This window comes from Ochrobactrum sp. Q0168 (assembly GCF_016427605.1).
GTDB lineage: Bacteria > Pseudomonadota > Alphaproteobacteria > Rhizobiales > Rhizobiaceae > Brucella.
Genome location: NZ_JAELXQ010000001.1, coordinates 198,525 through 224,443, shown reverse-complemented (window position 1 = coordinate 224,443; position 25,919 = coordinate 198,525). Strand labels below are relative to the sequence as shown.

The window sequence follows — 25,919 nt, the reverse complement described above, 5'->3', positions numbered from 1 at the left end:
GCATAAGCTTACCTGAAGCGGCATGCAACTTTCTGTAGCGATTTATCGAACGAACTGGCGCAGAAGCGTTCCGTTGCGTTCGATTTCCATCCGCCATGCCAGACCGCGACCCGCATTCAGGACCGAAGAAAGATCGGTTACGCTGCGGATCACATTGCCATTCAGGTTGCGAATGATATCACCCGGCCGCAAGCCCAGCCGTGCTGCGGGCGACCCGGAATAAACATCCATCACCGCCACGCCGTTTGCATCGCGCTTCAGGCGCAGCTTTGTGGCCGTGGACGGCGTCAGCTCCTGAACGGCGGCGCCAGCGAAAGGATTATCGCCCTCGATCACCAGGGGTGGTGTCTGCTTCACTTCCGGCGCTTTGGTCAGTTTGACCGGCAGCGTCAGATTTTTACCGCCGCGCAGGATCGCAATGGAAACTGTGCTGTCGATCCTGGCAGTCGACAGACGATAGCCGAGGACATCCTGATTATCGATGCGCGTCCCCTGCACGGAAAGAACCACATCGCCAACCTTCAAGCCTGCGGCTTCCGCCGGTCCGTCTTTGGCAACAGCAGTAATCAGAGCGCCATAAGGCTTTTCCATACCGAGGCCTTCGGCCAGATCAGCCGTCACGCCCTGGAAGGTCGCTCCGATATAGGGGCGCTCAAAACTGGAACTGCCACGCTGCGCCGCATCGATTACCGCGCGCACCATATTGGACGGAATGGCAAAACCGATACCGACAGAGCCTCCTGAACGCGAATAGATCGCCGTATTGATACCGATCAGCCGTCCGCGCATATCCACCAGAGCGCCGCCGGAATTACCGGGATTGATGGCGGCATCGGTCTGGATGAAGAAGTCGAAATCGGAAATTCCGACCTGCGTGCGCGATTGCGCCGAAACAATACCGCTCGTCACGGTCTGGCCCACGCCGAACGGATTACCGACCGCAAGCACAAGATCGCCCACTTCCACCTCATCGGAATTGCCAAGCGACAGAACCGGGAATTTTTCCTTGGAATCAATCTTCAATACGGCCAGATCGGTGGTTTCGTCACGCAGCAACAGCTTGCTTTCGAATTCGCGACCATCAGACAGCGCAATCTTGATCTCGTCCGCACCCTTGATGACGTGATTATTGGTCACGACAATGCCCGACGCATCGACAATAACGCCAGACCCAAGCGACTGCTGGATACGCGGCTTGCTATCGCCGAACTGCCTGCCAAAAAACTGTTCGAAAAACGGATCGCCTGCAAAGGGCGATTGCGCTTGCGCCTGTACCTGCCGGGCAGCATAGACGTTGACGACGGCGGGCGTCGTTTCCTTGACCAGGGGCGCGAAGGAAAGCTGCATATCGGCCCGGCTGAGCGGTATCTGCTTTGCCGGAACTGCTGGCGCATCCTGCGCCATGGCTGGCAGGCTCGCCATGCCAATCGATGCCAGAATGATGCCCGTGATTCCGAAATGTCGCCAATTCATGCACAAACTCCGCGCTTTCCCAGCCTTCCCGCTTAGCTTCCCATGAAAGGATACGGGATTCGTCGTCCATATGTAATGGAGTGAGGCCAAGGATAAAGGGCCACATTGTGACCGAGAACAAAATGCGGATGCAAATTTCCGTCACATCAACGTGTGGGCGCATATACAAGCAGCAGCGCAAATAAAAAGGGCCGCACCAGGCGGCCCTTTTCGAATTTATTCAGCGTGAATTACGCTGCGTCGGCTTCAGCAGCAGCTTCAGCTTCGACGCGGGCGCGGTCAGCCTTGCCCTTTGCATCGACATCGCGTTCCACGAATTCAACAACGGCCAGAGGCGCGTTGTCGCCAGCGCGGAAGCCAGCCTTCATGATGCGGATGTAGCCGCCGTTGCGGGTTGCATAGCGCGTAGCCAGCGTATCGAACAGCTTAGCCACGACCTTAACGTCGCGGATAGCCGAGATAGCCTGACGGCGTGCATGCAGATCGCCGCGCTTGCCGAGCGTGACAAGCTTTTCTACGATTGGACGGATTTCCTTAGCTTTCGGAAGCGTGGTCACAATCTGTTCATGCTCGATGAGCGAAGCCGCCATGTTGGCGAACATTGCCTTGCGATGCGAGGCAGTGCGGTTCAGCTTACGCTGTCCATTACCGTGGCGCATGGCCTTCTCCTTTAATTCGTAACGTACCGGGATATGCCGGTCTTATTTTCGTTTTACGCATTGTCCGACGCGAAACCGCTTCGCACTTTCGCTGGAAATGCTTAGTATTGGTCTTCGTAGCGCTTTGCGAGATCTTCGATATTTTCCGGCGGCCAGGACGGGATTTCCATACCAAGATGGAGACCCATCGACGCGAGAACTTCCTTGATCTCGTTGAGCGACTTGCGGCCGAAATTCGGAGTCCGCAGCATCTCGGCTTCCGTCTTCTGGATCAGATCGCCGATATAGACGATGTTGTCGTTCTTCAGGCAGTTTGCCGAACGGACAGACAGTTCGAGTTCGTCCACCTTCTTGAGCAGAGCCGGGTTGAAAGCCAGTTCCGCAACCTGTTCCTGCGGAGCTTCCTTCTGAGGCTCTTCGAAGTTGACGAAGATCGCCAGCTGGTCCTGGAGAATACGAGCAGCGTAAGCCACAGCGTCTTCACCCGTGACCGAACCGTTGGTCTCGATGTTCAACGTCAGTTTGTCATAATCGAGAACCTGACCTTCACGGGTGTTCTCAATCTTGTACGACACCTTGCGAACCGGGGAATACAGGCTGTCGACCGGGATCAGTCCAATCGGAGCGTCTTCCGCACGGTTGCGGTCGGCAGGCACATAGCCCTTGCCGGTGTTGACGGTGAATTCCATGCGGATTTCAGCGCCTTCGTCCAGCGTGCAGATGACGTGATCCGGGTTAAGGATCTCGACATCGCCGACAGTCTGAATGTCGCCAGCCGTAACGACGCCTGGGCCTTCCTTACGAACGACCATGCGCTTCGGGCCCTCGCCTTCCATACGGATGGCGATTTCCTTGACGTTCAGAACGATATCCGTCACGTCTTCGCGGACGCCCGGAATAGAAGAGAATTCATGCAGAACGCCGTCGATCTGTACGGCGGTCACAGCAGCGCCGCGCAGCGACGACAGAAGCACGCGACGCAGAGCATTGCCGAGCGTCAGACCAAAGCCGCGTTCCAGCGGTTCAGCGACGACGGTTGCATGCGTGCGGGAGCCGTGGGTGATAAATTCCACCTTGTTCGGCTTGATCAGTTCCTGCCAGTTCTTCTGGATCATGTGAGTATCCCTCTATCAATCGTCGCTACCATCCTATCGTAGCGATCAAGTGAAGAAACCGCAGAGGAACCCTGGATTTCTCCAGGGTTCGTACGGCATGTGAACGAGGATTAGACCCGGCGCTTCTTGCGCGGACGGCAACCGTTGTGCGGGATCGGCGTAACATCGCGGATCGACGTGATCACAAAGCCGGCAGCCTGAAGGGCGCGCAGCGCGGATTCACGGCCAGAACCCGGTCCGCAAACCTCGACTTCGAGGGAGCGCATGCCGTGTTCCTGAGCCTTCTTGGCGCAATCTTCGGCAGCGATCTGTGCGGCGAACGGGGTCGACTTACGCGAACCCTTGAAACCCTGAGCACCTGCAGAAGACCAGGCAATCGCATTGCCCTGAGCGTCCGTGATGGTGATCATGGTGTTGTTGAACGTCGAATTTACGTGGGCAACGCCCGACGAGATGTTTTTACGCTCGCGACGGCGAACGCGCGTGGCTTCCTTGGCCATGATAGTCCTTTCAATCGATCTCTACACCGCCGTAATTCCAGCGGCTACACCGGTCCTCACGAAAGGACCAGCATCAAACCCAACCGGCGCACCGGAAAGGCCCGACGGAACGAAAACGTTCCGTCGAAATTACTTCTTCTTGCCTGCGATAGCCTTCGCCGGACCCTTACGGGTGCGTGCGTTGGTATGCGTACGCTGGCCACGAACCGGCAGCGAACGACGATGACGCAGGCCGCGGTAGCAACCCAGGTCCATCAGGCGCTTGATGTTCATCGAAACTTCACGACGCAGGTCACCTTCGACCTGATAGTCAGCATCGATTGCTTCGCGGATCTGAAGGACTTCAGCATCCGTCAGCTGGTTAACGCGACGATCGTCGGCAATGCCAACCTTCGTCACAATTTCCCGAGCAAATTTCGGTCCAATCCCGTGGATGTACTGAAGCGCAATAACAACGCGCTTGTTCGTCGGGATGTTGACGCCAGCGATACGTGCCACGTCTGTTCTCCTTAATGTTAATCACTTCCGCCTGAAAGACTGATCCCCCAGACAGCATAAAATGACCGGTATCGGCCTCTTTTCGATTTCCGCCGCTACCCGCCATTCAAAACCAAATGAAGTGGCGCAGTCTTTGACGGAATCGCCCGAAAAAGTCAACTCTTAAACGTTCGTAAAGCCTCTAAACCGGCCTTACAGACAATTAATGCGACTTCTGGAAGCAACAAACGGGCAAAAAAGCCAACCGCTTTTCTGCCCGTAATATGCAAAGGCTCTGTTCAAGCCTTATTCTGATTTCACGCCGGAACGAGAATTCTCTCGATTTCGGCGGTAACTTCTTCAACCGGAGCCATACCGTTGAGGACACGCAATTCGCCAGTCCCGGCATAGTAGGCGGAAAGCGGCGCAGTCTTCTCTCGATATTCGACCAGACGCTTGCGAAACGCTTCCGGATTGTCATCCGAACGTACTTGACCGCCCTTGGCAATCGTCTCGGCCACGCGGCTCTCCATCCGCTTGACCAGGGCATTCTCGTCAACCTTCAGCTCGATGACTGCATCGAGCTTGAGGCCTTTGCTTGCGAGCATCCCGCCGAGAGCCTCAGCTTGCGGAACTGTGCGCGGGTAGCCATCGAGAATGAAACCGTTCGCGCAATCGGGAGCGTCGATGCGCTCCGACACGATCTGGTTGACGATCTCGTCGGATACCAGTTGACCGGCATCCATCACCGCCTTGGCGCGCTTTCCGACTTCGCTTTGCTGGGCGACTGCCGAACGCAGCATATCGCCAGTCGAAAGCTGCGGAATTCCATGCTTCTTGGTAAGAAGTCCAGCCTGCGTCCCCTTACCTGCTCCGGGCGGCCCAAGAAGTATCAGTCTCATTTATTGCGTTTCCCACCTCTGAGTTTGGACTTCTTGATCAGCCCTTCATACTGATGGGCGATAAGATGTCCCTGAACTTGCGCAACCGTATCGAGCGTCACGCTCACGACGATCAGCAGCGATGTACCACCAAGATAGAACGGCACGCCGGTCGCGGAAATCAGGAATTCCGGCAGGAGGCAGACAAGCACAATATAGATGGCGCCGACAACCGTGATACGGGTCAACACATAGTCTATATATTCGGCGGTCCGCTCACCGGGACGAATACCCGGGATGAAGCCGGAATGCTTCTTGAGCTGGTCAGCCGTGTCCTTGGGATTGAACACGATGGCCGTGTAGAAGAAGCAGAAGAACGCCATCAAGCCAGCGTAGAACAGCATGTAAAGCGGCTGTCCATGGCCCAATGCATTGAGGATAGTAGTAGCCCAGCCCGGCATTTCTGTCGTGTTGGCGAAGCCAGCCACCGTCGCCGGCAGAAGCAGCAGCGAGGATGCGAAGATCGGCGGAATGACGCCCGCAGTGTTGAGCTTCAGCGGCAGGTGCGACGTGTCGCCCTGGAACATCCGGTTGCCGACCTGACGCTTCGGATACTGGATCAGCAGGCGGCGCTGCGCACGCTCGACAAATACGATCACTGCGATCAAAGCGATCGCAAGTACGATGACGCCCAGAATGAGACCCGTCGACAGAGCGCCGGTACGGCCCAGTTCCAGCGTACCGGAAATGGCATGCGGAAGGTTTGCAACGATACCGGAGAAGATGATCAGCGAAATGCCGTTGCCGATGCCGCGCGCCGTGATCTGTTCACCGAGCCACATCAGGAACATGGTGCCGCCAACGAGCGTGATCACCGATGAAACGACGAAGAACGGTCCCGGATTGGTGACGATTCCATTGCCCGCCTGCAGACCGACCGAAATGGCATAGGCCTGTACGAGCGCCAGAAGCACCGTGCCGTAACGCGTATATTGATTGATGATCTTGCGGCCCGCCTCGCCTTCCTTCTTCAGCGCTTCAAGCGACGGGACAACCGACGTCATGAGCTGCACGATGATAGAGGCCGAGATGTAAGGCATGATGCCGAGCGCGAAAATGGCCATACGACCGACGGCGCCACCGGCGAACATGTTGAAAAGTCCGAGCACACCCTGGCTATGCTGCTGGAAAGCCTGCGCAAGAGCGTCAGGATTGATTCCCGGAAGCGGAATATAGGTGCCGAACCGATATACGAGCAAAGCACCCAGCGTGAACCAGATGCGCTTCTTGAGTTCATCAGCTTTCGAAAAAGCCGAGAAATTGAGATTGGAAACTAGCTGTTCAGCAGCCGATGCCATTAAATTTCTCCGGTGAAAAGTCTCCGGTCCCCTACCCCATCGACACGCGTTTATTCAACCCGCGTCCTCACGGACAAGAAGACCCAACCCAGATATGCGCATTGGCATAAATGTGCAAGCGGCGGCCCAGTTTTTATCGCAATTCCAAATAGAAAAATGCGCTGCATTTTTCCGGAATCGCTCTGGGCCGCCGCTTATAATTTTGATGCAGAAGCTTTATTCGGCAGCTGCAGCTTCAGGAAGCTTGACGCTACCGCCAGCCTTTTCGATCTTCTCGACTGCCGACTTGGAAGCGCCAGCAACCTCAAAGGTCACCTTAGCCTTCAATTCGCCATCCGAAAGAATGCGAACGCCGTCCTTGGCGCGACGAATCACACCAGCAGCCTTCAGCGCTTCGAGGTTCACAACAGCCTTGGCGTCCAGCTTGCCGGCGTCGATAGCGGCCTGAACACGGCCGAGCGACACAACGTTGAAGCTCTTTGCGAAGATGTTGGTGAAGCCGCGCTTTGGCAGACGGCGGTAGATTGGCATCTGGCCGCCTTCGAAGCCATTGATCGAGACGCCCGAACGGGACTTCTGACCCTTGACGCCGCGGCCAGCGGTTTTGCCTGTGCCCGAGCCGATACCACGGCCAACGCGCTTGCGCGCCTTGACGGAACCTGGCTTGTCACGCAGATCGTTGAGTTTCATGTCTCTATCCCCTGCGTTATCAGGCCTCGTCCACGATGCGGACGAGATGCTGAACCTTGGCGATCATGCCACGAACCGAAGGAGTATCCTCCAGCGTGCGGCGGCGGTGCATTTTGTTAAGTCCGAGGCCGATCAGCGTTGCACGCTGTTCGGCTGGACGACGGATAGGGCTTCCGATCTGTTCGACCGTAACCGTCTTACCCTTCTTCTCAGCCATCACTCAAATCCTTTGTCTATGGCGTATCCGGTGGCCCGTTTCAGTATCGAATGCAACTTCTTGCAGAAACTGTCGGGCCCCGGACTAACACAAACTATCGGCTATTCTTCCGAACCGACCACATCATGGCGGCGAGCCTGAAGGGTCGAGTACTTGATGCCGCGCTGTGCCGCGATATCCTTCGGATGCATCTGATGCTTGAGAGCATCAAACGTCGCGCGAACCATGTTGTATGGGTTCGACGAACCGAGCGACTTGGCGACAACGTCCTGAACGCCGAGCGTTTCGAACACTGCACGCATCGGACCACCGGCGATGATACCCTTACCGGCAGGAGCTGCACGGAGCAGAACCTTGCCAGCGCCATGACGGCCTTCGACGTCATGATGCAGAGTACGACCCGAACGCAGCGGAACGAAGATCATGTCGCGCTTGGCAGCTTCGGTGGCCTTACGGATAGCTTCCGGCACTTCACGTGCCTTGCCATGACCGAAGCCGACGCGGCCCTTCTGGTCGCCAACGACGACGAGAGCAGCAAAACCGAAGCGACGGCCGCCCTTGACGACCTTGGCTACGCGGTTGATGTGAACGAGCTTGTCAACGAACTCGCTGTCGCGCTCCTCGCGACCGCGGTCTTCGCGGTTACGTTCTCTCTGTGCCATATCCTGATTTCCTTTTTTCTTTTCCGGAAGCACAAACTTCTATTAGAAGCTGAGGCCGCTTTCGCGGGCAGCTTCGGCGAGAGCCTTCACGCGGCCGTGGAAAATGAATGCACCACGGTCAAACACTACGTCCTTAACGCCAGCCTTGACGGCGCGCTCAGCAACCAGCTTGCCAACAGCAGCAGCTGCTGCCTGGTCTGCGCCGGTCTTGAGCTTGCCCTTGAGGTCGCCATCGAGGGTCGAAGCGGCCGCAAGCGTAACGCCGCGGACGTCGTCGATGATCTGGGCGTAGATGTTCTTCGAAGAGCGGTGTACGCTGAGGCGTGGTCGGCCGTTGGCGGCAGACTTGAGCTGACGGCGCACGCGAGCAGCGCGACGCTGCAAAGTTTCTTTTGGCGATGCCATGACGCGCTTCCCTTACTTCTTCTTGCCTTCTTTGCGGACGATCTTCTCGCCAGCATACTTGACGCCCTTGCCCTTGTAAGGCTCGGGGCCGCGATATTCGCGGATCTCAGCCGCGACCTGACCGACCTGCTGCTTGTCGATGCCGGTGACGACGATTTCCGTCGGCTTCGGCACGGCAACAGTGATGCCAGCAGGCACGTCATAGACCACTTCATGGCTGAAGCCGAGCGAAAGCTGCAGGTTCTTGCCCTGCATGGCAGCGCGGTAACCGACGCCGCTGATTTCGAGCTTCTTCTCGAAGCCGTCCTTCACGCCAACAAAAATGTTGGAGATCATCGTGCGGGACATGCCCCACTTCGAACGAGCTTCCTTCGACTGGTCGCGCGGATCGACGCTGACAGCGCCGTCTTCCATCTTGACCAGAACTTCATCGTGCACGACGAAGGAGAGTTCACCCTTCGCGCCCTTGGCCTTGACGATCTGCCCATCAACACTGGCGGTCACGCCTGCCGGGACCGGCACGGGTTTTTTACCGATACGAGACATTTTAATACCTGTCTTTTATCTGTTCGCTGTCAACCGCATCAGAAGATGCGGCAGAGCAGCTCACCACCAACGTTTTGTTCACGGGCTTCATGATCCGCCATCACGCCCTTCGGCGTGGAGAGGATCGAGATGCCGAGGCCGTTCGCGACCTGCGGGATCGACTTGACCGACACGTAAACGCGACGACCAGGCTTCGATACGCGGCTGATCTCACGGATAACCGGAACACCTTCATAATACTTCAGCTCGATTTCGATCTCGGCCTTGCCGTTCACGAATTCGCTCTGCGAGTAACCGCGGATGTAACCTTCAGACTGAAGAACATCGAGAACGCGAGCGCGCAGCTTGGAAGCCGGGGTCGTAACCTTGGTCTTCTTGCGGCCTACTGCGTTGCGGATACGGGTCAGCATATCGCCGAGAGGATCTGACACAGACATATGCTACTCCTTACCAGCTCGACTTGACGACGCCCGGAATCTGTCCGAGCGAACCCAACTGACGCAGCGCAATACGCGACATCTTCAGTTTACGGTAATAACCACGCGGACGGCCCGATACTTCGCAACGATTGCGAATACGAACCTTCGACGAATTGCGCGGCAGTTCGGCAAGCCGGATAGTGGCGCGGAAGCGCTCCTCCAGCGGAAGGCCCTGATCCATTACGATCGCCTTCAGACGTGCACGCTTTTCAGCATGACGCTTAACCAACTTTTCGCGGCGCTTGTTTTTTTCGACTGCGCTAGTCTTGGCCATGTTATCTATACCTCGCTACGCTTGCCGTTACTGCCGAAACGGGAAGTTGAATGCACGCAGAAGAGAGCGCGCTTCATCATCCGTCTTGGCGGTCGTGCAAACGATGATGTCCATGCCCCAGATCTGATCAACCTTATCGTAGTTGATTTCGGGGAACACGATGTGCTCCTTGATGCCCATGGCGTAGTTGCCACGTCCGTCGAAGCTCTTCGGGTTCAGGCCGCGGAAGTCGCGAACGCGAGGAAGAGCGATCGTCACCAGACGATCAAGGAATTCATACATGCGGTCCTGGCGAAGGGTGACCTTCGTGCCAATCGGCATGCCTTCACGCAACTTGAAGGTTGCGATCGAGTTACGGGCGCGCGTGATGACGGCCTTCTGGCCAGCAATCTGGCTGAGGTCTTCTGCAGCTACCGACGGCTTCTTCGAATCGCCGGTGGCTTCGCCAACGCCCATATTGAGGACAACCTTGGTGATGCGTGGGATCTGCATCTCGTTGTCGTATTTGAACTCTTCAAGTAGAGCCTTACGGATACTATCCTGATAAAGCTTCTTGAAGCGTGGAAGTGCCTTAGCTTCAGCCATCGATCAGCGCTCCAGAACGTTTTGCGACACGAACCTTCTTGCCGTCCTCAACGCGGAAACCGACGCGGGTCGGCTTGCCATCCTTGGGATCAGCAATTGCCAGGTTGGACAGGTGGATCGGCGCTTCCTTGGAGATGATGCCGGCTTCCTGGGTCTGGGTCTGGCGCTGATGACGCTTCACAATATTGATGCCGCGAACGAGCGCCTGCTCGTCCTTAGGCATGACCTTAAGAACTTCGCCCTTACGGCCCTTGTCCTTACCGGACAGCACGACAACGCTGTCGCCTTTGCGAATCTTTTGCATCGTTGTGCTTCCTTACAGAACTTCCGGAGCCAGCGAGATGATCTTCATATGGTTCTTTGCGCGGAGTTCGCGCGGAACCGGTCCGAAGATACGCGTGCCGATAGGCTCTTTCTTGTTATCGATGAGAACAGCTGCGTTGTTATCAAAACGAATTACGCTGCCGTCCGGACGACGGATGTCCTTGGCGGTGCGTACAACAACCGCCTTCATCACGTCACCCTTCTTGACGCGGCCGCGCGGAATAGCTTCCTTGATCGACACCACAATGATGTCGCCAACGGAAGCATAACGCCGCTTCGAGCCGCCCAGCACCTTGATGCACATGACACGACGTGCGCCGGAGTTATCCGCCACGTCGAGGTTTGTTTGCATCTGAATCATGACTGGCCGCCTTCTTTTCCTTCAGCTGGTTAAGGGCTCCTGCCCTACCTAAGCTGCGTGTTTGTAATTTAGCCCGCTGCTTCGTTCGTTAGAACGATCCAGCGTTTGTCCTTCGAGATCGGAGCCGATTCCTGGATGGAAACGGAATCACCAACCTTGAACTGGTTGTTTTCGTCATGCGCCTTGTACTTCTTCGACTGACGCACGGTCTTCTGGAGAAGCGGATGCGAATAGCGACGCTCAACCTTAACCACAACAGTCTTGTCGTTCTTATCGCTGACGACAACGCCCTGCAGAACGCGTTTAGGCATGATATTTTTTCCTTATGCCTTGCTTTCGGCCGCCTTCTGGCGGGCAATAGTCTTAATACGCGCGATGTCGCGGCGAACCTGCTTCACGCGCGCGGTCTTTTCGAGCTGGCCGGTCGCCTTCTGAAAGCGCAGATTGAACTGTTCTTTCTTCAGTGCGGCCAACTCGTCGTTCATCTGATCGGTGCTTTTCGCCCGAACGTCTGCGGCTTTCATAGTTGCCTCTCCTTATTCAGCAATGCGCTGGATAAAGCGCGTCTTGATCGGCAACTTTGCTGCGCCGAGTCTGAGGGCTTCGCGTGCCACATCTTCGGGTACGCCGTCAAGCTCAAACATTACGCGACCTGGTGCCACACGGCATGCCCAGTAGTCAACCGAACCCTTACCTTTACCCATACGGACTTCGGTAGGCTTCGAAGTAACCGGCAGGTCAGGGAAGATGCGGATCCACACGCGACCGGCACGTTTCATGTGACGGGTGATCGCGCGGCGAGCCGCTTCGATCTGACGTGCGGTGACGCGTTCCGGCTCGAGAGCCTTCAGACCGAAAGCACCGAAATTCAGATCCGTGCCGCCTTTCGAGTTGCCGTGGATACGGCCCTTGAACTGCTTGCGGAACTTGGTGCGCTTAGGCTGCATCATTGTTCTCTACTCCAAATTTCTCGCCCGCGGCCCGCTTTTTAAGCGTTTTCGCGGCGGCGGTTCGACGAGGAACCCTGATTGTCACCCTCGACCGCACGACGTTCGGAAGCCATCGGATCGTGTTCAAGGATCTCGCCCTTGAAGACCCAGACCTTCACGCCGCAGATACCATAAGCGGTCTTCGCTTCTGCCGTGCCGTAGTCAATATCGGCGCGCAGAGTGTGAAGCGGAACGCGACCTTCACGGTACCATTCCATGCGAGCGATTTCCGCGCCACCCAGACGACCCGAGCAATTGATACGGATACCTTCGGCTCCAAGACGCATTGCCGACTGAACGGCACGCTTCATGGCGCGACGGAATGCCACACGGCGTTCGAGCTGCTGAGCGATCGACTGAGCGATCAGCGTAGCGTCGATTTCCGGCTTGCGAACTTCAACGATGTTGAGCGAAGTATCGGCATTGGTCATCTCGGAAAGCTTCTTGCGAAGCTTTTCGATGTCTGCACCCTTCTTGCCGATGATGATGCCCGGACGAGCCGAGTGAATCGTCACGCGGCACTTCTTGTGCGGACGCTCAATTACGATCTTCGAAATCGCAGCCTGCTTGAGTTCCTCGGTGAGGTACTCACGGATCTTGACATCTTCATGCAGCAGCTTGCCGTACTCACCGGTATTTGCGTACCAACGCGAATCCCAGGTGCGGTTGATGCCGAGACGAAGACCGATCGGATTAATCTTCTGACCCATTATGCGGCCTCCCCTTTTTCCGCGACTTCGCGGACAACAATGGTGAGATGCGAAAACGGCTTCTCGATACGGCTCGCGCGGCCACGGCCACGGACGTGGAAGCGCTTCATGACGATCGACTTGCCCACATAGGCTTCGGCGACGATCAGAGCATCGACGTCGAGGTCGTGATTATTTTCAGCGTTTGCAATCGCCGACTCTAGCGTCTTCTTAACCGTATCGGCGATCCGCTTGCGCGAGAACGTCAGATCGGCAAGTGCCGCATTCACTTTCTTGCCGCGAATCATGCTCGCGACAAGGTTAAGCTTCTGCGGGCTGACGCGGAGCGTACGGGCGACGGCTTTCGCCTCGTTATCCTTAAGCTGGCGGGGAGCCTTGGCCTTGCCCATCGTTACTTCCTCTTTGCCTTCTTGTCCGCGCCATGACCGTAATAGGTACGCGTGGGCGCGAATTCACCGAACTTGTGTCCGACCATTTCTTCCGAAATCGACACCGGCACATGCTTGTTGCCGTTGTAGACGCCGAAAGTCAGACCGACAAACTGCGGCAGGATGGTGGAGCGGCGGCTCCACATCTTGATAACTTCGTTACGACCGCCTTCGCGTACCTTCTCAGCCTTCTTGAGAAGATAGCCGTCGACAAACGGACCTTTCCAAACTGAACGAGCCACTTCAGACTACCTCTCTTACTTCTTGCGCTGATGGCGCGAACGCATGATGAACTTGTCAGTCGCCTTGTTCGAGCGCGTCTTCTTGCCCTTCGTAGGCTTGCCCCACGGAGTGACAGGGTGACGACCACCCGAGGTACGACCTTCACCACCACCATGCGGGTGATCGACCGGGTTCATTGCAACACCGCGAACGTGCGGACGCTTGCCACGCCATACCGAACGACCGGCCTTGCCGTCGTTGATATTGCCGTGATCCGGGTTCGAAACTGCACCGACCGAAGCGAAGCAGGCGCCGGAAACCAGACGCTGTTCGCCAGAGTTGAGGCGCAGGATCGCCATGCCCTGGTCGCGACCGACGAGCTGGGCATAGGTGCCAGCCGAACGTGCGATCTGACCGCCCTTACCAGGCTTCAGTTCGACGTTGTGGACGATCGTGCCAACCGGCATGGAGCTCAGCGGCATTGCGTTGCCCGGCTTAACGTCGACGGAGTTACCGGCAATAACCTTGTCGCCAACAGCAAGACGCTGCGGAGCCAGGATGTATGCGAGTTCGCCGTCTTCGTAACGGATCAGCGCGATGAACGCGGTGCGGTTCGGATCGTATTCCAGGCGTTCGACAGTGCCGACGACGTCAAGCTTGCGACGCTTGAAGTCGATGAAGCGGTACGAACGCTTGTGACCACCGCCCTGAAAGCGAACGGTGATACGACCGGTGTTGTTACGGCCACCCTTCTTGGACAGACCTTCGGTCAGGGACTTGACCGGCTTGCCCTTGTAGAGTTCCGAGCGATCCACGATGACCAGCTGACGCTGGCTCGGCGTGGTCGGATTAAAATGCTTGAGTGCCATTGTCTCTTACTCCATGGCCTCTCAGAGACCGGTCGAAACGTCGATGCTCTGGCCTTCAGCCAAAGTAACGATCGCTTTCTTGACGTCGCTCTGGCGCCCGATAATGCCGCGGAACCGCTTGACCTTACCTTTGCGCACTGCAGTGTTGACTGCGGTAACCTTGACGCCGAACAGCGCTTCGACTGCAGCCTTGATTTCCGGCTTCGTTGCCTTGCGGGCTACGTTGAAGACGACCTGGTTGTGTTCAGAAACCAGAGTGGACTTCTCGGTGATAACCGGGCTGACGATCACGTCGTAATGGCGAAGATCAGTCATTTAAAACGCTCCTCAAGTGCTTCGACAGCCGCCTTGGAAAGCACGAGCTTGCCACGACGAAGAATGTCGTAAACATTGATGCCCTGCACCGGCAGAACGTCGATGTTCGGGATGTTCGAAGCGGCGCGCTGGAAGTTCACGTCGATCTCTGCACCGCCGATGAGGAGTGCATTTTCCAGACCGAGCTTGGCGAACTGAGAAACAAGCTGCTTCGTCTTGGCTTCGGAAGCCGCCAGATCATCAATGATGATCAGGTCGGATGCCTTTGCCTTGGCGGAAAGAGCATGACGCAGGCCAAGCGCGCGAACCTTCTTCGGCAGATCGTGTTCATGGCTACGAACAACTGGTCCGTGAGCCTGACCACCACCGCGGAACTGCGGAGCGCGAGCCGAATGGTGACGAGCGCGACCCGTACCCTTCTGCTTGTACATCTTCGAACCGGTGCGGCTAATGTCGCTACGGCCCTTGGCGTCATGAGAGCCCTGCTGACGGCGAGCCAGCTGCCAGCGCACAACGCGCTGAAGAATGTCGTCACGCGGGTCGAGGCCGAAGATATCTTCGTTCAGCTTGACCTTGCCGGCATCCTTGCCTTCAAGAGTTGTAATCGTGAGATCCATTATTCGGCTCCCTCAGTCGCGGCGGCTTCAGCCTTGGCGGCACCTGCACGCAGAGCGGCCGGCTTCGGCGCGTTCTCAGGCAGCGAGACCTTGACTGCGTCGCGGACGATGATCCAGGCGCCCTTAGAGCCCGGAACCGCACCGCGGACCAGAATGAGGCCACGATCAGTGTCCGTCGAGACAACTTCAATATTCTGCGTGGTCACGCGGGTCTGGCCCATATGACCAGCCATCTTCTTGCCCTTGAACACCTTACCCGGGTCCTGGCGCTGACCGGTCGAACCGTGAGCGCGGTGGGTAACGGAGTTACCGTGAGAGGCGCGATGACCAGCAAAATTGTGACGCTTCATAACACCGGCAAAACCTTTACCGATCGAAGTACCCGTCACGTCGACCTTCTGGCCGGCGACGAAGTGCTCGGCGGTGATTTCCGCGCCGACTTCGAGGAGGTTGTCCGGAGAAACGCGGAATTCCGCAAGCTTCGCCTTGGGCTCGACCTCGGCCTTCGCGAAATGACCGCGCATAGCCTTGGACGTGTTCTTTACCTTGGCGATACCAACGCCAAGCTGAACAGCCGTGTAACCATTCTTTTCAACTGTACGCTGAGCTACCACGTGGCAATTCTCCATGCGGAGAACCGTCACCGGCACATGCTCGCCGGCGTCGTTATAGACGCGGGTCATGCCCAGCTTCTGTGCAATAACACCTGAACGCATCGGGTTCGTTCCTTCCGTCCTCAAGCCGATTAAAGCTTGATCTCGACATCGACACCGGCGGACAGATCGAGCTTCATCAGCGCGTCCACAGTCTGCGGGGTCGGGTCAACGATATCGAGAAGACGCTTGTGCGTGCGCATCTCGAACTGCTCGCGGCTCTTCTTGTCGATGTGCGGCGACCGGTTAACTGTGAACTTTTCGATCCGTGTTGGAAGCGGGATCGGTCCGCGCACATTTGCACCGGTACGCTTGGCAGTCGACACGATTTCCCGCGTCGAAGCGTCAAGGATCCGATGATCAAACGCCTTAAGGCGAATGCGGATGTTTTGACCGTTCATTTCATCTGTTCCTTGTTACGCGGAGCGTCTCCGGAGAGACGCTCCTGCACAAACCTTAATTACTCGATGATCGAAGCGACGATGCCTGCACCGACGGTGCGGCCACCTTCACGGATAGCGAAGCGGAGCTTCTCTTCCATGGCGATCGGGACGATCAGCGTAACGTCAACCGTGACGTTGTCGCCAGGCATAACCATTTCCGTGCCTTCCGGCAGGGTCACAACACCGGTCACGTCAGTCGTACGGAAGTAGAACTGCGGGCGGTAGTTGGTGAAGAACGGCGTATGACGGCCACCTTCGTCCTTGGTCAGAATGTAAGCTTCTGCCTTGAACTTGGTGTGCGGCTTCACCGAACCCGGCTTGCAGAGAACCTGACCGCGCTCGACGTCTTCACGGCCAACGCCGCGAACCAGTGCGCCGATGTTGTCGCCAGCCTGGCCCTGATCGAGCAGCTTGCGGAACATTTCAACGCCGGTAACCGTCGTCTTCGAGGTAGGCTTGATGCCGACGATTTCAACTTCTTCGCCAACCTTGACGATACCGCGCTCAACGCGACCCGTCACAACCGTACCACGACCCGAGATCGAGAACACGTCTTCGATCGGCATCAGGAACGGCTGGTCGATCGGACGTTCCGGGGTCGGAATGTAGCTGTCGACGGCGTCCATCAGGTTGCGGATTGCGTCTTCGCCGAGTTCCTTCGAGGAATCTTCCAGAGCAGCCAGAGCCGAGCCCTTGATGATCGGAACTTCGTCGCCCGGGAAGTCGTACTTCGAAAGAAGTTCGCGCACTTCCAGCTCAACCAGTTCGAGCAGTTCTGCGTCGTCAACCTGGTCGCACTTGTTCAGGAACACAACGATTGCCGGAACGCCAACCTGACGAGCGAGCAGGATGTGCTCACGGGTCTGCGGCATCGGGCCGTCAGCAGCCGAAACAACCAGGATCGCGCCGTCCATCTGTGCAGCGCCGGTGATCATGTTCTTCACATAGTCAGCGTGGCCTGGGCAATCGACGTGGGCATAGTGACGGTTGGCGGTTTCGTACTCAACGTGAGCCGTCGAGATCGTGATACCGCGGGCGCGTTCTTCCGGTGCAGCGTCGATCTGGTCATACGCCTTGAATTCACCGAAGAACTTCGTGATCGCTGCAGTCAGCGAGGTCTTGCCATGGTCAACGTGACCAATGGTGCCGATGTTAACGTGGGGCTTCGTACGTTCAAACTTACTCTTTGCCATTTGAGCTCTCCGTAAATTTAGCCTGCTCAGGCATTCTTTTGATTGGGAGCGTAACCTTCAGATTACGCATGTCTTTCTCCCGGAACCGGTATCCACTCCCGGGAGACATGCGCTCCGATTACGCAAACTTCTTTTGGATTTCCTGTGCGACCGCCGTCGGAACCGGCTCATAATGGTCGAACTGCATCGTGTACTGTGCACGGCCCTGGGACATCGAACGCAAGCTGTTCACGTAACCAAACATGTTGGCGAGCGGAACGTTTGCATTGACGACCGTGGCGATGCCGCGGGCTTCGGTGCCGGAAATCTGACCGCGACGCGAGTTCAGATCGCCGATAACGTCACCAACGTAATCTTCCGGCGTCACAACCTCGACCTTCATGATCGGCTCGAGGAGCTGAGCGCCAGCCTTCTGCGCACCTTCACGGAACGCTGCACGGGACGCGATTTCGAAGGCGAGAACAGACGAGTCAACGTCATGATATGCGCCGTCGATCAGGGTGGCCTTCACGCCGAGCATCGGGAAGCCGGCGAGCGGACCCGCACCCATGACGCTTTCGATACCCTTCTGGACACCCGGAATGTATTCCTTCGGAACCGAGCCACCGACGATCTTCGATTCGAAGATGAAATCGTCGCCATCATGCGGTTCGAAGATGATCTTGACGCGAGCGAACTGACCCGAACCACCCGACTGCTTCTTGTGGGTGTAATCGATTTCAGCCTGACGGGTGATCGATTCACGGTAAGCAACCTGCGGAGCACCGACGTTGGCTTCAACCTTGAACTCGCGCTTCATGCGATCGACGAGAATGTCGAGGTGAAGTTCGCCCATGCCGGCGATGATGGTCTGACCGGATTCTTCGTCCGACTTGACGCGGAACGAAGGATCTTCAGCAGCCAGACGATTGAGCGCGATGCCCATCTTTTCCTGGTCGGCCTTGGTCTTCGGCTCGATAGCGATTTCGATAACCGGATCCGGGAATTCCATGCGTTCAAGGATAACCGGCTTCAGCGGATCGCAGAGCGTATCGCCAGTGGTGGTTTCCTTGAGGCCAGCCAGAGCAACGATGTCGCCTGCAAAGGCTTCTTCGATGTCTTCACGGCTGTTCGAGTGCATCTGCAGCATACGGCCGATGCGCTCACGCTTGCCCTTGACGGTGTTTTCGAGCGAAATGCCCTTGGTCAGCTTGCCCGAGTAGATACGAGCAAAGGTCAGCGAACCAACGAACGGATCGTTCATGATCTTGAATGCGAGCATCGAAAGCGGTGCTTCATCCGAAGATTCACGGGTGGTTTCCGTTTCGGTCTTGACGTCGATGCCCTTGATGGCAGGAACGTCGGTCGGAGCCGGCAGGAATTCCACAACAGCGTCGAGAAGCGGCTGAATGCCACGGTTTTTGAACGCCGTGCCGCAAAGAACTGGATGGAACTTAACGTCGATGGTGCCACGGCGGATCAGTGCACGGAGCTGTTCGTTCGTCGGCATGGTGCCTTCGAGGTAAGCTTCCATTGCAGCTTCGTCGATTTCCACGGCCAGCTCGATGAGCTTTTCGCGGTATTCTTCAGCCTGATCCTTGAGGTCTGCAGGGATTTCGCCAACTTCGGCAGCAGCGCCGATGGAGCCGTCCCAGGTCAGAGCCTTCATTTCGATCAGATCGATAACGCCGGTGAATTCATTTTCAGCGCCGATCGGCAGCTGAACCGGAAGTGCCACGGCGCCAAGACGCGAGCCAACCATTTCTACGCAACGGTAGAAGTCAGCGCCGATCTTGTCCATCTTGTTGACGAAGACCATACGCGGGACGTGGTACTTTTCAGCCTGACGCCACACCGTTTCCGTCTGAGGCTCAACGCCAGCATTGGCGTCGAGCAGCGCGATTGCGCCGTCGAGAACGCGCAAGCTACGCTCGACTTCAATCGTGAAGTCCACGTGACCGGGCGTATCGATAATGTTGAAGCGGCGCTTCTTACCATCACGGCCCTGCCAGAACGTGGTCGTAGCAGCGGAGGTGATCGTGATACCGCGTTCCTGTTCCTGCTCCATCCAGTCCATTGTCGACGCACCATCGTGGGTTTCGCCGATCTTATGGTTCTTACCGGTGTAGAACAGAATACGCTCGGTCATCGTCGTCTTACCGGCGTCGATGTGAGCCATGATACCGAAATTGCGGTAGTCTTCGATTTTATATTCGCGGGCCATGATAGTCGCTCTTTGAATAGGTTTCGACGATTACCAGCGGTAATGCGAGAAGGCGCGGTTGGCTTCAGCCATGCGATGCGTGTCCTCACGCTTCTTCACAGCAGAACCGCGGTTGTTAGCAGCGTCAAGCAGCTCACCGGAAAGACGATCGATCATCGTCGTCTCGTTACGGCCACGAGCAGCATTGATGAGCCAACGGATGGCAAGTGCCTGGCGGCGTTCTGGACGCACATCAACCGGAACCTGATAGGTTGCACCACCAACGCGGCGCGAACGGACTTCGATGTGCGGAGCTACGTTGTCGAGCGCCTGATGGAACAGCGCGACCGGCTCGGACTTCGCCTTGGCTTCGATTGAATCGAGCGCACCGTAAACGATGCTTTCAGCAACCGACTTCTTGCCATGCAGCATGACTGCATTCATGAACTTCGTGATAACGAGATCGCCGAACTTCGGATCCGGATTGATCTCACGCTTCTCAGCCTTATGGCGTCTGGACATTTCGTCTCTTCTTTCAATTACATCGGGCTCAGCTCGCCTTTTGGCGGCCGGTATCCCCGGAAAATCTTACTTCGGACGCTTTGCACCGTACTTGGAACGGCGCTGCTTGCGGTTCTTGACACCCTGGGTATCGAGAACGCCGCGGATGATGTGGTAACGCACACCCGGCAAGTCCTTTACGCGACCGCCGCGGATCATGACGACAGAGTGCTCCTGCAGGTTATGCCCTTCACCAGGAATATAACCAATGACTTCGAAGCCGTTCGTCAGACGAACCTTGGCAACCTTACGGAGAGCCGAGTTCGGCTTCTTCGGGGTTGTCGTGTACACGCGGGTGCAAACGCCGCGCTTCTGAGGGTTTGCCTGCAGTGCAGGAACCTTATTGCGCTTTACCGGCGCAATGCGCGGCTTGCGGATAAGCTGGTTTACGGTTGGCATACAACCTTCCTCTTTAAAAAATCTCGTATCCACGCCCAAAAGGGCCGTTTCACCGAAGTGATCATGCACGAACTCGGAGTCAGCCATCGTCAACCGGTGGCCACCCCGAACAAAAGCAGAGGAAGCTGACGCTTCATGCGAACGGCAAGTTGCATTTCGATCGTAAAACGAACCCTGTTTGAGACGAACTTCAGGGCGCGTCGCCCCGAACAAGCCAGTCTCACATCGGCTCAGATGGGCTGCTGATACGTCTTTAGCGGCGTTTCGTCAAGGGAGTTGAGGCAAGTTTCTTCGCCAAAGGGCGCGAAACCGGCGTTTTGGCTTTGGCTGGACAGGTTATTGCGCTGTCATCTGCGCGAAATCGCACTTATTTCGCGATCAAAACTGTCATTTTCACTAAGGTCCATGGCTTTGGCGCCCCGGAGCCGTTATTGAAACACATCCGAGTCGAAACGCAACCCACTATTAAGGGATTCTCAATGTCTTCCACTACCGCATCCACCGGCGACGATTCGCCCACCGTCCATCTGGTCATCGCCGACGTCTGGAATGAAGGTGAAGAATCCCCCATCGAAGTCCATCTGCTTCTGAAAGCTGACGAAGACGAAGATCTTGTTCAGACCGTTCTCGGCATTCTCGCCGAGGAAGGTTATCATGAAGCCGAACTTCTCGAGATGGGCACCCTCACCGAAGAGCCCGCCGAAGAACCGCACAAAAGTGCATGGGCGACCGCTCTGAGCGGCGAAGTCGCGCTGATCGAATTCGACGGCGACGACGAAGAAGAAGAGTAAGATTTAGAGAAAGCGTTTCCGGTACGGGTGCGAAGCACTGTGCGGAAAATGCTTCCGAGGACAAGGCGCATTCCGAAAACCGGATGCGCCTTTTTCTTTTGCTTTCATAGCCCCCTCTCCCGCTCAAAGGGACAAACAAAAAGGCCGCCTCGAAGGGCGGCCTTTTTCAGTTTGGTTTCTACCGATTATTCGGCAGCGTTGTTGGTCATGTCCACCAGCATCGCATTGGCTTCCGACGAACCGGAAGACTTGCGGCGCTCGTCGATGATCAGATCGTCGCGAGCCGTCGCAATACGACGGATCTGGTTGGTCATGCCGCCAGTACCGGCCGGGATGAGACGACCGACGATGACGTTTTCCTTGAGACCCTGCAGCGTGTCCATCTTGCCGGCAACCGCAGCTTCGGTAAGCACACGGGTCGTTTCCTGGAACGACGCAGCCGAGATGAAGGACGGAGTCTGCAACGAAGCCTTGGTGATACCGAGGAGGACAGGATTGCCGGAACCCGGCTTCTTGCCTTCTTCGATCAGACGTTCGTTGATCTCGTCGAGTTCGATACGATCCACGTGATCGCCCGGAATGTAACCGGTATCGCCGGAATCGGTGATCTCGACCTTCTGCAGCATCTGACGGACAATCACTTCGATGTGCTTGTCGTTGATCAAAACGCCCTGCAAACGATAGACTTCCTGGATTTCGTTCACGAGGTACGAAGCCAGAGCTTCGACGCCCTTGATCGCCAGAATGTCATGCGGCGCCGGGTTGCCGTCGAGGATGTATTCACCCTTTTCGATGACGTCACCGTCCTGAAGATGGAACGGCTTGCCTTTCGGGATGAGATACTCGACCGGCTCGATCGTGTCGTCATTCGGCTCGATGATGATGCGACGCTTGTTCTTGTAGTCGCGACCGAAACGAACAGTACCATCGATCTCTGCGATGACGGCGTGGTCCTTCGGACGACGTGCTTCGAACAGTTCTGCAACGCGCGGCAGACCACCGGTGATGTCCTTGGTCTTGGCGCTTTCCATCGGCAGACGAGCGATAACGTCACCAGCCTTCACATGCGCGCCCGGCTCTACCGAAAGGATCGATTCCACCGAGAGCAGGAAGCGTGCATCGCCCCCCTTCGACAGCTTGAGGATCTTGCCGCTCTTGTCCTTGATGACCATGGCAGGCTTGAGATCCGAACCGCGCGGGGTCGAACGCCAGTCGATAACGACGCGCTTGGTGATACCCGTCGACTCATCCGCCGTTTCCGAAACCGAAAGACCATCAACGAGATCTTCGAACTCTACGTAGCCTTCAACTTCGGTCATGATCGGACGGGTATACGGGTCCCACTCGGCAATACGCTGACCGCGCTTGACCGTGTCGCCCTCGTCCACGAACAGACGCGACCCGTAGGTCACGCGATGAACCGCACGTTCCTTGCCCGTAGCGTCGAGGATCAGGACGGCCATGTTACGGCCCATCACCACGAGGTTGCCATCGGAGTTGCGAACCACATTGCGGTTGCGCAGCTTGACGGTGCCTTCATACGAAGCTTCCAGATAGGACGAGTCGACAACCTGTGCCGTGCCGCCCAAGTGGAAGGTACGCATGGTGAGCTGGGTGCCCGGCTCGCCGATGGACTGCGCAGCGATAACGCCGACAGCTTCACCCTGGTTGACCGGCGTACCGCGTGCGAGGTCGCGACCGTAGCACTTGGCGCAAACGCCGTTGCGGGTTTCGCAGGTCAGTGCCGAACGGATGCGGATCGACTGGATACCAGCCTTCTCGATGATCTCGACGTCCTTTTCCTCGATCATGCGGCCAGCTTCGACGATGACTTCGCCGGTTGCCGGATGCAGGATCGGATCGAGAGCCGTACGGCCCAGAACGCGCTGACCAATCGAAGCCACGATCTGGCCGGCATCGACGATCGGCTGCATGGTGAGACCGATTTCGGCGCCGCAATCGACTTCCGAAATGATCGCATCCTGTGCAACGTCAACGAGACGACGGGTCAGGTAGCCCGAGTTGGCGGTCTTCAAGGCGGTGTCTGCCAGACCCTTGCGAGCGCCGTGGGTCGAGTTGAAGTACTCGTTAACGGTCAGGCCTTCCTTGAAGTTCGAGATGATCGGGGTTTCGATGATTTCACCCGACGGCTTGGCCATCAGGCCGCGCATACCGCCAAGCTGACGCATCTGATTGACCGAACCACGGGCACCCGAATGCGACATCATGTAGACCGAGTTCATCTGCTTCTGGCGACCGGTCACCGGATCGAATTCGACGGCCTTCAGGCGCGCCATCATCTCTTCGGTGATCTTGTCGGTTGCCTTGCCCCAGGCGTCCACGACCTTGTTGTACTTTTCGCCCTGAGTGATCAGGCCATCATTGTACTGCTGTTCATATTCGGTCGTGAGCGCTTCGGTGTCCGCAACGATCTTCGCCTTGGTGTCCGGAATGACCATGTCATCCTTACCAAACGAGATACCCGCACGGCAGGCATGGGCAAAGCCGAGCTGCATGATGCGATCGCAGAAGATAACCGTCTCTTTCTGACCGCAATGGCGGTAGACGTGATCGATCATCTTGGAGATGTTCTTCTTGGTCATCTCCTGATTGCAGATGTCGAATGGCACATTGACGTTCTTCGGCAGAAGCTCGCCAATGATCATGCGGCCAGGCGTCGTGTCGTAAATCTTCGACACAGGCTTGCCTTCGGCATCGACCGTCTTGAAGCGGCCCTTGATCTTGGTGTGCAGCGTGACGACCTTGGTTTCCAGCGCGTGCTGGAGTTCGCCCATATCCGCAAACACCATGCCCTCGCCCGGCTCCTTGTCTGCCACGATGGACAGATAATAGAGGCCGAGAACCATGTCCTGCGAAGGAACGATGATCGGCGCGCCGTTGGCCGGGTGCAGGATGTTGTTGGTCGACATCATCAGCACGCGTGCTTCAAGCTGGGCTTCAAGCGACAGCGGGACGTGAACAGCCATCTGGTCACCGTCGAAGTCGGCGTTGAACGCCGTACAGACGAGCGGATGCAGCTGGATAGCCTTGCCTTCGATCAGCGTGGGTTCGAAGGCCTGAATGCCAAGACGGTGCAGCGTCGGAGCGCGGTTCAGCAGAACCGGATGCTCGCGGATCACTTCGTCAAGGATATCCCAGACTTCCGGACGTTCCTTTTCAACCAGCTTCTTCGCCTGCTTGACGGTGGAGGAATAGCCCTTCGCGTCAAGGCGAGCGTAGATGAACGGCTTGAACAGTTCGAGCGCCATCTTCTTCGGCAGACCGCACTGGTGCAGCTTCAGTTCCGGACCAGTCACGATAACCGAACGGCCGGAATAGTCGACGCGCTTGCCGAGCAGGTTCTGACGGAAGCGGCCCTGCTTGCCCTTGAGCATGTCGGACAGCGACTTCAGCGGACGCTTGTTGGCGCCGGTGATGACGCGGCCACGACGGCCGTTGTCGAACAGCGCGTCCACAGCTTCCTGCAGCATGCGCTTTTCGTTGCGGATGATGATGCCCGGTGCGCGCAGTTCGATCAGGCGCTTCAGACGGTTGTTACGGTTGATGACGCGGCGGTACAGATCGTTCAGATCCGACGTCGCGAAACGACCGCCATCCAGCGGCACGAGCGGACGCAGATCCGGCGGAATGACCGGCACGATCTTCATGATCATCCATTCCGGGCGGTTTCCCGACTCCAGGAAGTTTTCGACGATCTTCAGACGCTTCATCAGCTTCTTCTGCTTCAGGTCCGACGTGGTCTCGGCCAGTTCGACGCGCAGATCGGCGGCGATCTTTTCGAGTTCCATCGAAGCCAGAAGCTCGTAGATAGCCTCCGCGCCGATCAGAGCCGTGAACTGATCTTCGCCGAATTCATCGACGGCGATCATATATTCCTCTTCCGAAAGAAGCTGATGCTCCTTCAGCGAGGTCAGGCCCGGTTCGGTCACGATGTAGTTTTCGAAATACAGGACGCGCTCGATATCCTTGAGCGTCATGTCCAGCAGCGTGCCGATACGGCTCGGCAGCGACTTCAAAAACCAGATGTGAGCAACCGGAGCTGCGAGTTCGATATGGCCCATACGCTCGCGACGAACGCGCGAGAGCGTGACTTCCACACCGCACTTTTCGCAGATGATGCCTTTGTATTTCATGCGCTTGTACTTGCCGCACAAGCATTCATAGTCCTTGATCGGGCCGAAGATGCGCGCGCAGAAGAGACCATCGCGTTCTGGCTTGAACGTACGGTAGTTGATCGTCTCCGGCTTCTTGATCTCGCCGTATGACCAGGACAGAATCTTCTCAGGGCTGGCGATCGAGATTCTGATGGAATCGAACGTTTGCGCCGGAGCCTGAGGATTGAAAAGATTCATGACCTCTTGGTTCATGCCGTTCTCCTTAAGGGCGATCCGCCGCCCTGTCTGTCGTCGATGACAGGCTGAAAATCCCTGTCATCCGGAAAAGAAATCGCGGTACTACACAGTTTTTGAACTGGCTTGCCGTAGTCTCGTTCCCTCTGGCGGCCATGAAAACCACTCGAA

At 56.9% G+C, this 25,919-nt stretch carries 34 protein-coding genes; 1 reads left to right on the top strand and 33 read right to left on the bottom strand.

The genetic code is table 11. The features are described 5' to 3' along the window. Positions 1-42: 42 nt before the first annotated feature. The 32 genes from JAU75_RS01095 to rpsL form a co-directional block, all read right to left on the bottom strand. Positions 43-1,473, bottom strand: a complete 1,431-nt coding sequence (locus JAU75_RS01095) for a DegQ family serine endoprotease (RefSeq protein WP_199053881.1) — start codon at positions 1,471-1,473, stop codon at positions 43-45. A 230-nt stretch (positions 1,474-1,703) separates the two neighbouring features. Beyond that, positions 1,704-2,132, bottom strand: coding sequence for a 50S ribosomal protein L17 (gene rplQ / locus JAU75_RS01090; RefSeq protein ID WP_078340790.1), 429 nt, complete (start codon positions 2,130-2,132; stop codon positions 1,704-1,706). Positions 2,133-2,233: 101 nt separating this feature from the next. Further along, positions 2,234-3,247 (bottom strand): DNA-directed RNA polymerase subunit alpha, encoded by a 1,014-nt coding sequence (locus tag JAU75_RS01085; protein WP_109369215.1) that lies wholly within the window; start codon positions 3,245-3,247, stop codon positions 2,234-2,236. A 110-nt stretch (positions 3,248-3,357) separates the two neighbouring features. Beyond that, a complete protein-coding gene (gene rpsK, locus JAU75_RS01080) occupies positions 3,358-3,747 on the bottom strand; it encodes a 30S ribosomal protein S11 (RefSeq protein WP_002964339.1) in 390 nt (129 codons plus the stop codon). 129 nt (positions 3,748-3,876) lie between these two features. Next, on the bottom strand, positions 3,877-4,245 hold the full coding sequence (gene rpsM / locus JAU75_RS01075; protein ID WP_078340788.1) for a 30S ribosomal protein S13: 369 nt from the start codon (positions 4,243-4,245) through the stop codon (positions 3,877-3,879). A gap of 296 nt (positions 4,246-4,541) precedes the next feature. Next, on the bottom strand, positions 4,542-5,126 hold the full coding sequence (locus JAU75_RS01070; RefSeq protein ID WP_199053879.1) for an adenylate kinase: 585 nt from the start codon (positions 5,124-5,126) through the stop codon (positions 4,542-4,544). Beyond that, on the bottom strand, positions 5,123-6,463 hold the full coding sequence (secY, locus tag JAU75_RS01065) for a preprotein translocase subunit SecY (RefSeq protein ID WP_199053877.1): 1,341 nt from the start codon (positions 6,461-6,463) through the stop codon (positions 5,123-5,125). Before secY ends, JAU75_RS01070 begins: the two co-directional genes overlap by 4 nt. 216 nt (positions 6,464-6,679) lie before the next feature. After that, positions 6,680-7,153: a 50S ribosomal protein L15 gene (gene rplO / locus JAU75_RS01060; RefSeq protein ID WP_199053875.1), complete on the bottom strand. Its 474-nt coding sequence runs from the start codon at positions 7,151-7,153 to the stop codon at positions 6,680-6,682. 19 nt (positions 7,154-7,172) lie between these two features. Next, entirely contained in the window at positions 7,173-7,370 is a 198-nt protein-coding gene (rpmD, locus tag JAU75_RS01055) for a 50S ribosomal protein L30 (protein ID WP_078340784.1), read from the bottom strand. 101 nt (positions 7,371-7,471) lie between these two features. Beyond that, complete coding sequence (rpsE, locus tag JAU75_RS01050; RefSeq protein WP_006467009.1) at positions 7,472-8,032, bottom strand: 30S ribosomal protein S5; 561 nt, start codon at positions 8,030-8,032, stop codon at positions 7,472-7,474. Between the two features lie 42 nt (positions 8,033-8,074). Further along, complete coding sequence (gene rplR, locus JAU75_RS01045) at positions 8,075-8,437, bottom strand: 50S ribosomal protein L18 (protein WP_078340783.1); 363 nt, start codon at positions 8,435-8,437, stop codon at positions 8,075-8,077. Positions 8,438-8,449: 12 nt separating this feature from the next. Then, complete coding sequence (rplF, locus tag JAU75_RS01040; protein ID WP_010659923.1) at positions 8,450-8,983, bottom strand: 50S ribosomal protein L6; 534 nt, start codon at positions 8,981-8,983, stop codon at positions 8,450-8,452. Between the two features lie 38 nt (positions 8,984-9,021). Continuing rightward, positions 9,022-9,420 (bottom strand): 30S ribosomal protein S8, encoded by a 399-nt coding sequence (gene rpsH / locus JAU75_RS01035; protein WP_078340781.1) that lies wholly within the window; start codon positions 9,418-9,420, stop codon positions 9,022-9,024. Between the two features lie 10 nt (positions 9,421-9,430). Next, complete coding sequence (gene rpsN, locus JAU75_RS01030) at positions 9,431-9,736, bottom strand: 30S ribosomal protein S14 (protein ID WP_109369221.1); 306 nt, start codon at positions 9,734-9,736, stop codon at positions 9,431-9,433. A 27-nt stretch (positions 9,737-9,763) separates the two neighbouring features. After that, positions 9,764-10,321, bottom strand: a complete 558-nt coding sequence (gene rplE / locus JAU75_RS01025) for a 50S ribosomal protein L5 (protein WP_199053873.1) — start codon at positions 10,319-10,321, stop codon at positions 9,764-9,766. Beyond that, a complete protein-coding gene (rplX, locus tag JAU75_RS01020) occupies positions 10,314-10,625 on the bottom strand; it encodes a 50S ribosomal protein L24 (protein ID WP_006467020.1) in 312 nt (103 codons plus the stop codon). Before rplX ends, rplE begins: the two co-directional genes overlap by 8 nt. Before the next feature lie 12 nt (positions 10,626-10,637). Then, complete coding sequence (gene rplN, locus JAU75_RS01015) at positions 10,638-11,006, bottom strand: 50S ribosomal protein L14 (RefSeq protein WP_004683923.1); 369 nt, start codon at positions 11,004-11,006, stop codon at positions 10,638-10,640. 68 nt (positions 11,007-11,074) lie between these two features. Next, positions 11,075-11,317, bottom strand: a complete 243-nt coding sequence (gene rpsQ, locus JAU75_RS01010; RefSeq protein ID WP_078340777.1) for a 30S ribosomal protein S17 — start codon at positions 11,315-11,317, stop codon at positions 11,075-11,077. A 12-nt stretch (positions 11,318-11,329) separates the two neighbouring features. Beyond that, the gene (gene rpmC, locus JAU75_RS01005; protein WP_078340776.1) at positions 11,330-11,530 is read right to left on the bottom strand and encodes a 50S ribosomal protein L29; all 201 of its coding nucleotides are present in this window, start codon (positions 11,528-11,530) and stop codon (positions 11,330-11,332) included. Positions 11,531-11,542: 12 nt separating this feature from the next. Then, positions 11,543-11,956: a 50S ribosomal protein L16 gene (rplP, locus tag JAU75_RS01000; protein WP_002964355.1), complete on the bottom strand. Its 414-nt coding sequence runs from the start codon at positions 11,954-11,956 to the stop codon at positions 11,543-11,545. A gap of 38 nt (positions 11,957-11,994) precedes the next feature. After that, on the bottom strand, positions 11,995-12,705 hold the full coding sequence (rpsC, locus tag JAU75_RS00995; protein WP_199053872.1) for a 30S ribosomal protein S3: 711 nt from the start codon (positions 12,703-12,705) through the stop codon (positions 11,995-11,997). Next, positions 12,705-13,094, bottom strand: a complete 390-nt coding sequence (rplV, locus tag JAU75_RS00990) for a 50S ribosomal protein L22 (RefSeq protein WP_109369225.1) — start codon at positions 13,092-13,094, stop codon at positions 12,705-12,707. Before rplV ends, rpsC begins: the two co-directional genes overlap by 1 nt. A gap of 2 nt (positions 13,095-13,096) precedes the next feature. Continuing rightward, positions 13,097-13,375 (bottom strand): 30S ribosomal protein S19, encoded by a 279-nt coding sequence (gene rpsS / locus JAU75_RS00985; RefSeq protein WP_070997411.1) that lies wholly within the window; start codon positions 13,373-13,375, stop codon positions 13,097-13,099. Between the two features lie 15 nt (positions 13,376-13,390). Then, complete coding sequence (gene rplB / locus JAU75_RS00980; protein WP_199053871.1) at positions 13,391-14,224, bottom strand: 50S ribosomal protein L2; 834 nt, start codon at positions 14,222-14,224, stop codon at positions 13,391-13,393. Positions 14,225-14,245: 21 nt separating this feature from the next. Then, positions 14,246-14,539 carry a 50S ribosomal protein L23 gene (locus tag JAU75_RS00975; RefSeq protein WP_078340773.1) on the bottom strand — a complete coding sequence of 98 codons (294 nt, stop codon included), beginning with the start codon at positions 14,537-14,539 and terminating at the stop codon, positions 14,246-14,248. Beyond that, positions 14,536-15,156, bottom strand: a complete 621-nt coding sequence (gene rplD / locus JAU75_RS00970; RefSeq protein ID WP_199053870.1) for a 50S ribosomal protein L4 — start codon at positions 15,154-15,156, stop codon at positions 14,536-14,538. Before rplD ends, JAU75_RS00975 begins: the two co-directional genes overlap by 4 nt. Then, positions 15,156-15,872 carry a 50S ribosomal protein L3 gene (gene rplC, locus JAU75_RS00965; RefSeq protein WP_199053869.1) on the bottom strand — a complete coding sequence of 239 codons (717 nt, stop codon included), beginning with the start codon at positions 15,870-15,872 and terminating at the stop codon, positions 15,156-15,158. Before rplC ends, rplD begins: the two co-directional genes overlap by 1 nt. Positions 15,873-15,901: 29 nt before the next feature. After that, on the bottom strand, positions 15,902-16,210 hold the full coding sequence (gene rpsJ, locus JAU75_RS00960) for a 30S ribosomal protein S10 (protein WP_002964363.1): 309 nt from the start codon (positions 16,208-16,210) through the stop codon (positions 15,902-15,904). 59 nt (positions 16,211-16,269) lie between these two features. Beyond that, positions 16,270-17,445: an elongation factor Tu gene (tuf, locus tag JAU75_RS00955; protein ID WP_199053868.1), complete on the bottom strand. Its 1,176-nt coding sequence runs from the start codon at positions 17,443-17,445 to the stop codon at positions 16,270-16,272. Between the two features lie 118 nt (positions 17,446-17,563). After that, positions 17,564-19,648: an elongation factor G gene (fusA, locus tag JAU75_RS00950; protein ID WP_199053867.1), complete on the bottom strand. Its 2,085-nt coding sequence runs from the start codon at positions 19,646-19,648 to the stop codon at positions 17,564-17,566. Positions 19,649-19,678: 30 nt separating this feature from the next. Next, on the bottom strand, positions 19,679-20,149 hold the full coding sequence (rpsG, locus tag JAU75_RS00945; protein ID WP_109369231.1) for a 30S ribosomal protein S7: 471 nt from the start codon (positions 20,147-20,149) through the stop codon (positions 19,679-19,681). A gap of 66 nt (positions 20,150-20,215) precedes the next feature. Continuing rightward, entirely contained in the window at positions 20,216-20,587 is a 372-nt protein-coding gene (rpsL, locus tag JAU75_RS00940) for a 30S ribosomal protein S12 (protein WP_006471111.1), read from the bottom strand. A gap of 479 nt (positions 20,588-21,066) precedes the next feature. Here rpsL and JAU75_RS00935 point away from each other — a divergent pair, with 479 nt between their 5' ends. Further along, complete coding sequence (locus JAU75_RS00935; protein ID WP_199053865.1) at positions 21,067-21,378, top strand: hypothetical protein; 312 nt, start codon at positions 21,067-21,069, stop codon at positions 21,376-21,378. Positions 21,379-21,563: 185 nt separating this feature from the next. Here the strand turns inward: JAU75_RS00935 and rpoC are convergent, their stop codons facing one another. Beyond that, positions 21,564-25,766 (bottom strand): DNA-directed RNA polymerase subunit beta', encoded by a 4,203-nt coding sequence (gene rpoC, locus JAU75_RS00930; RefSeq protein ID WP_199053862.1) that lies wholly within the window; start codon positions 25,764-25,766, stop codon positions 21,564-21,566. Between the last annotated feature and the right edge of the window lie 153 nt (positions 25,767-25,919).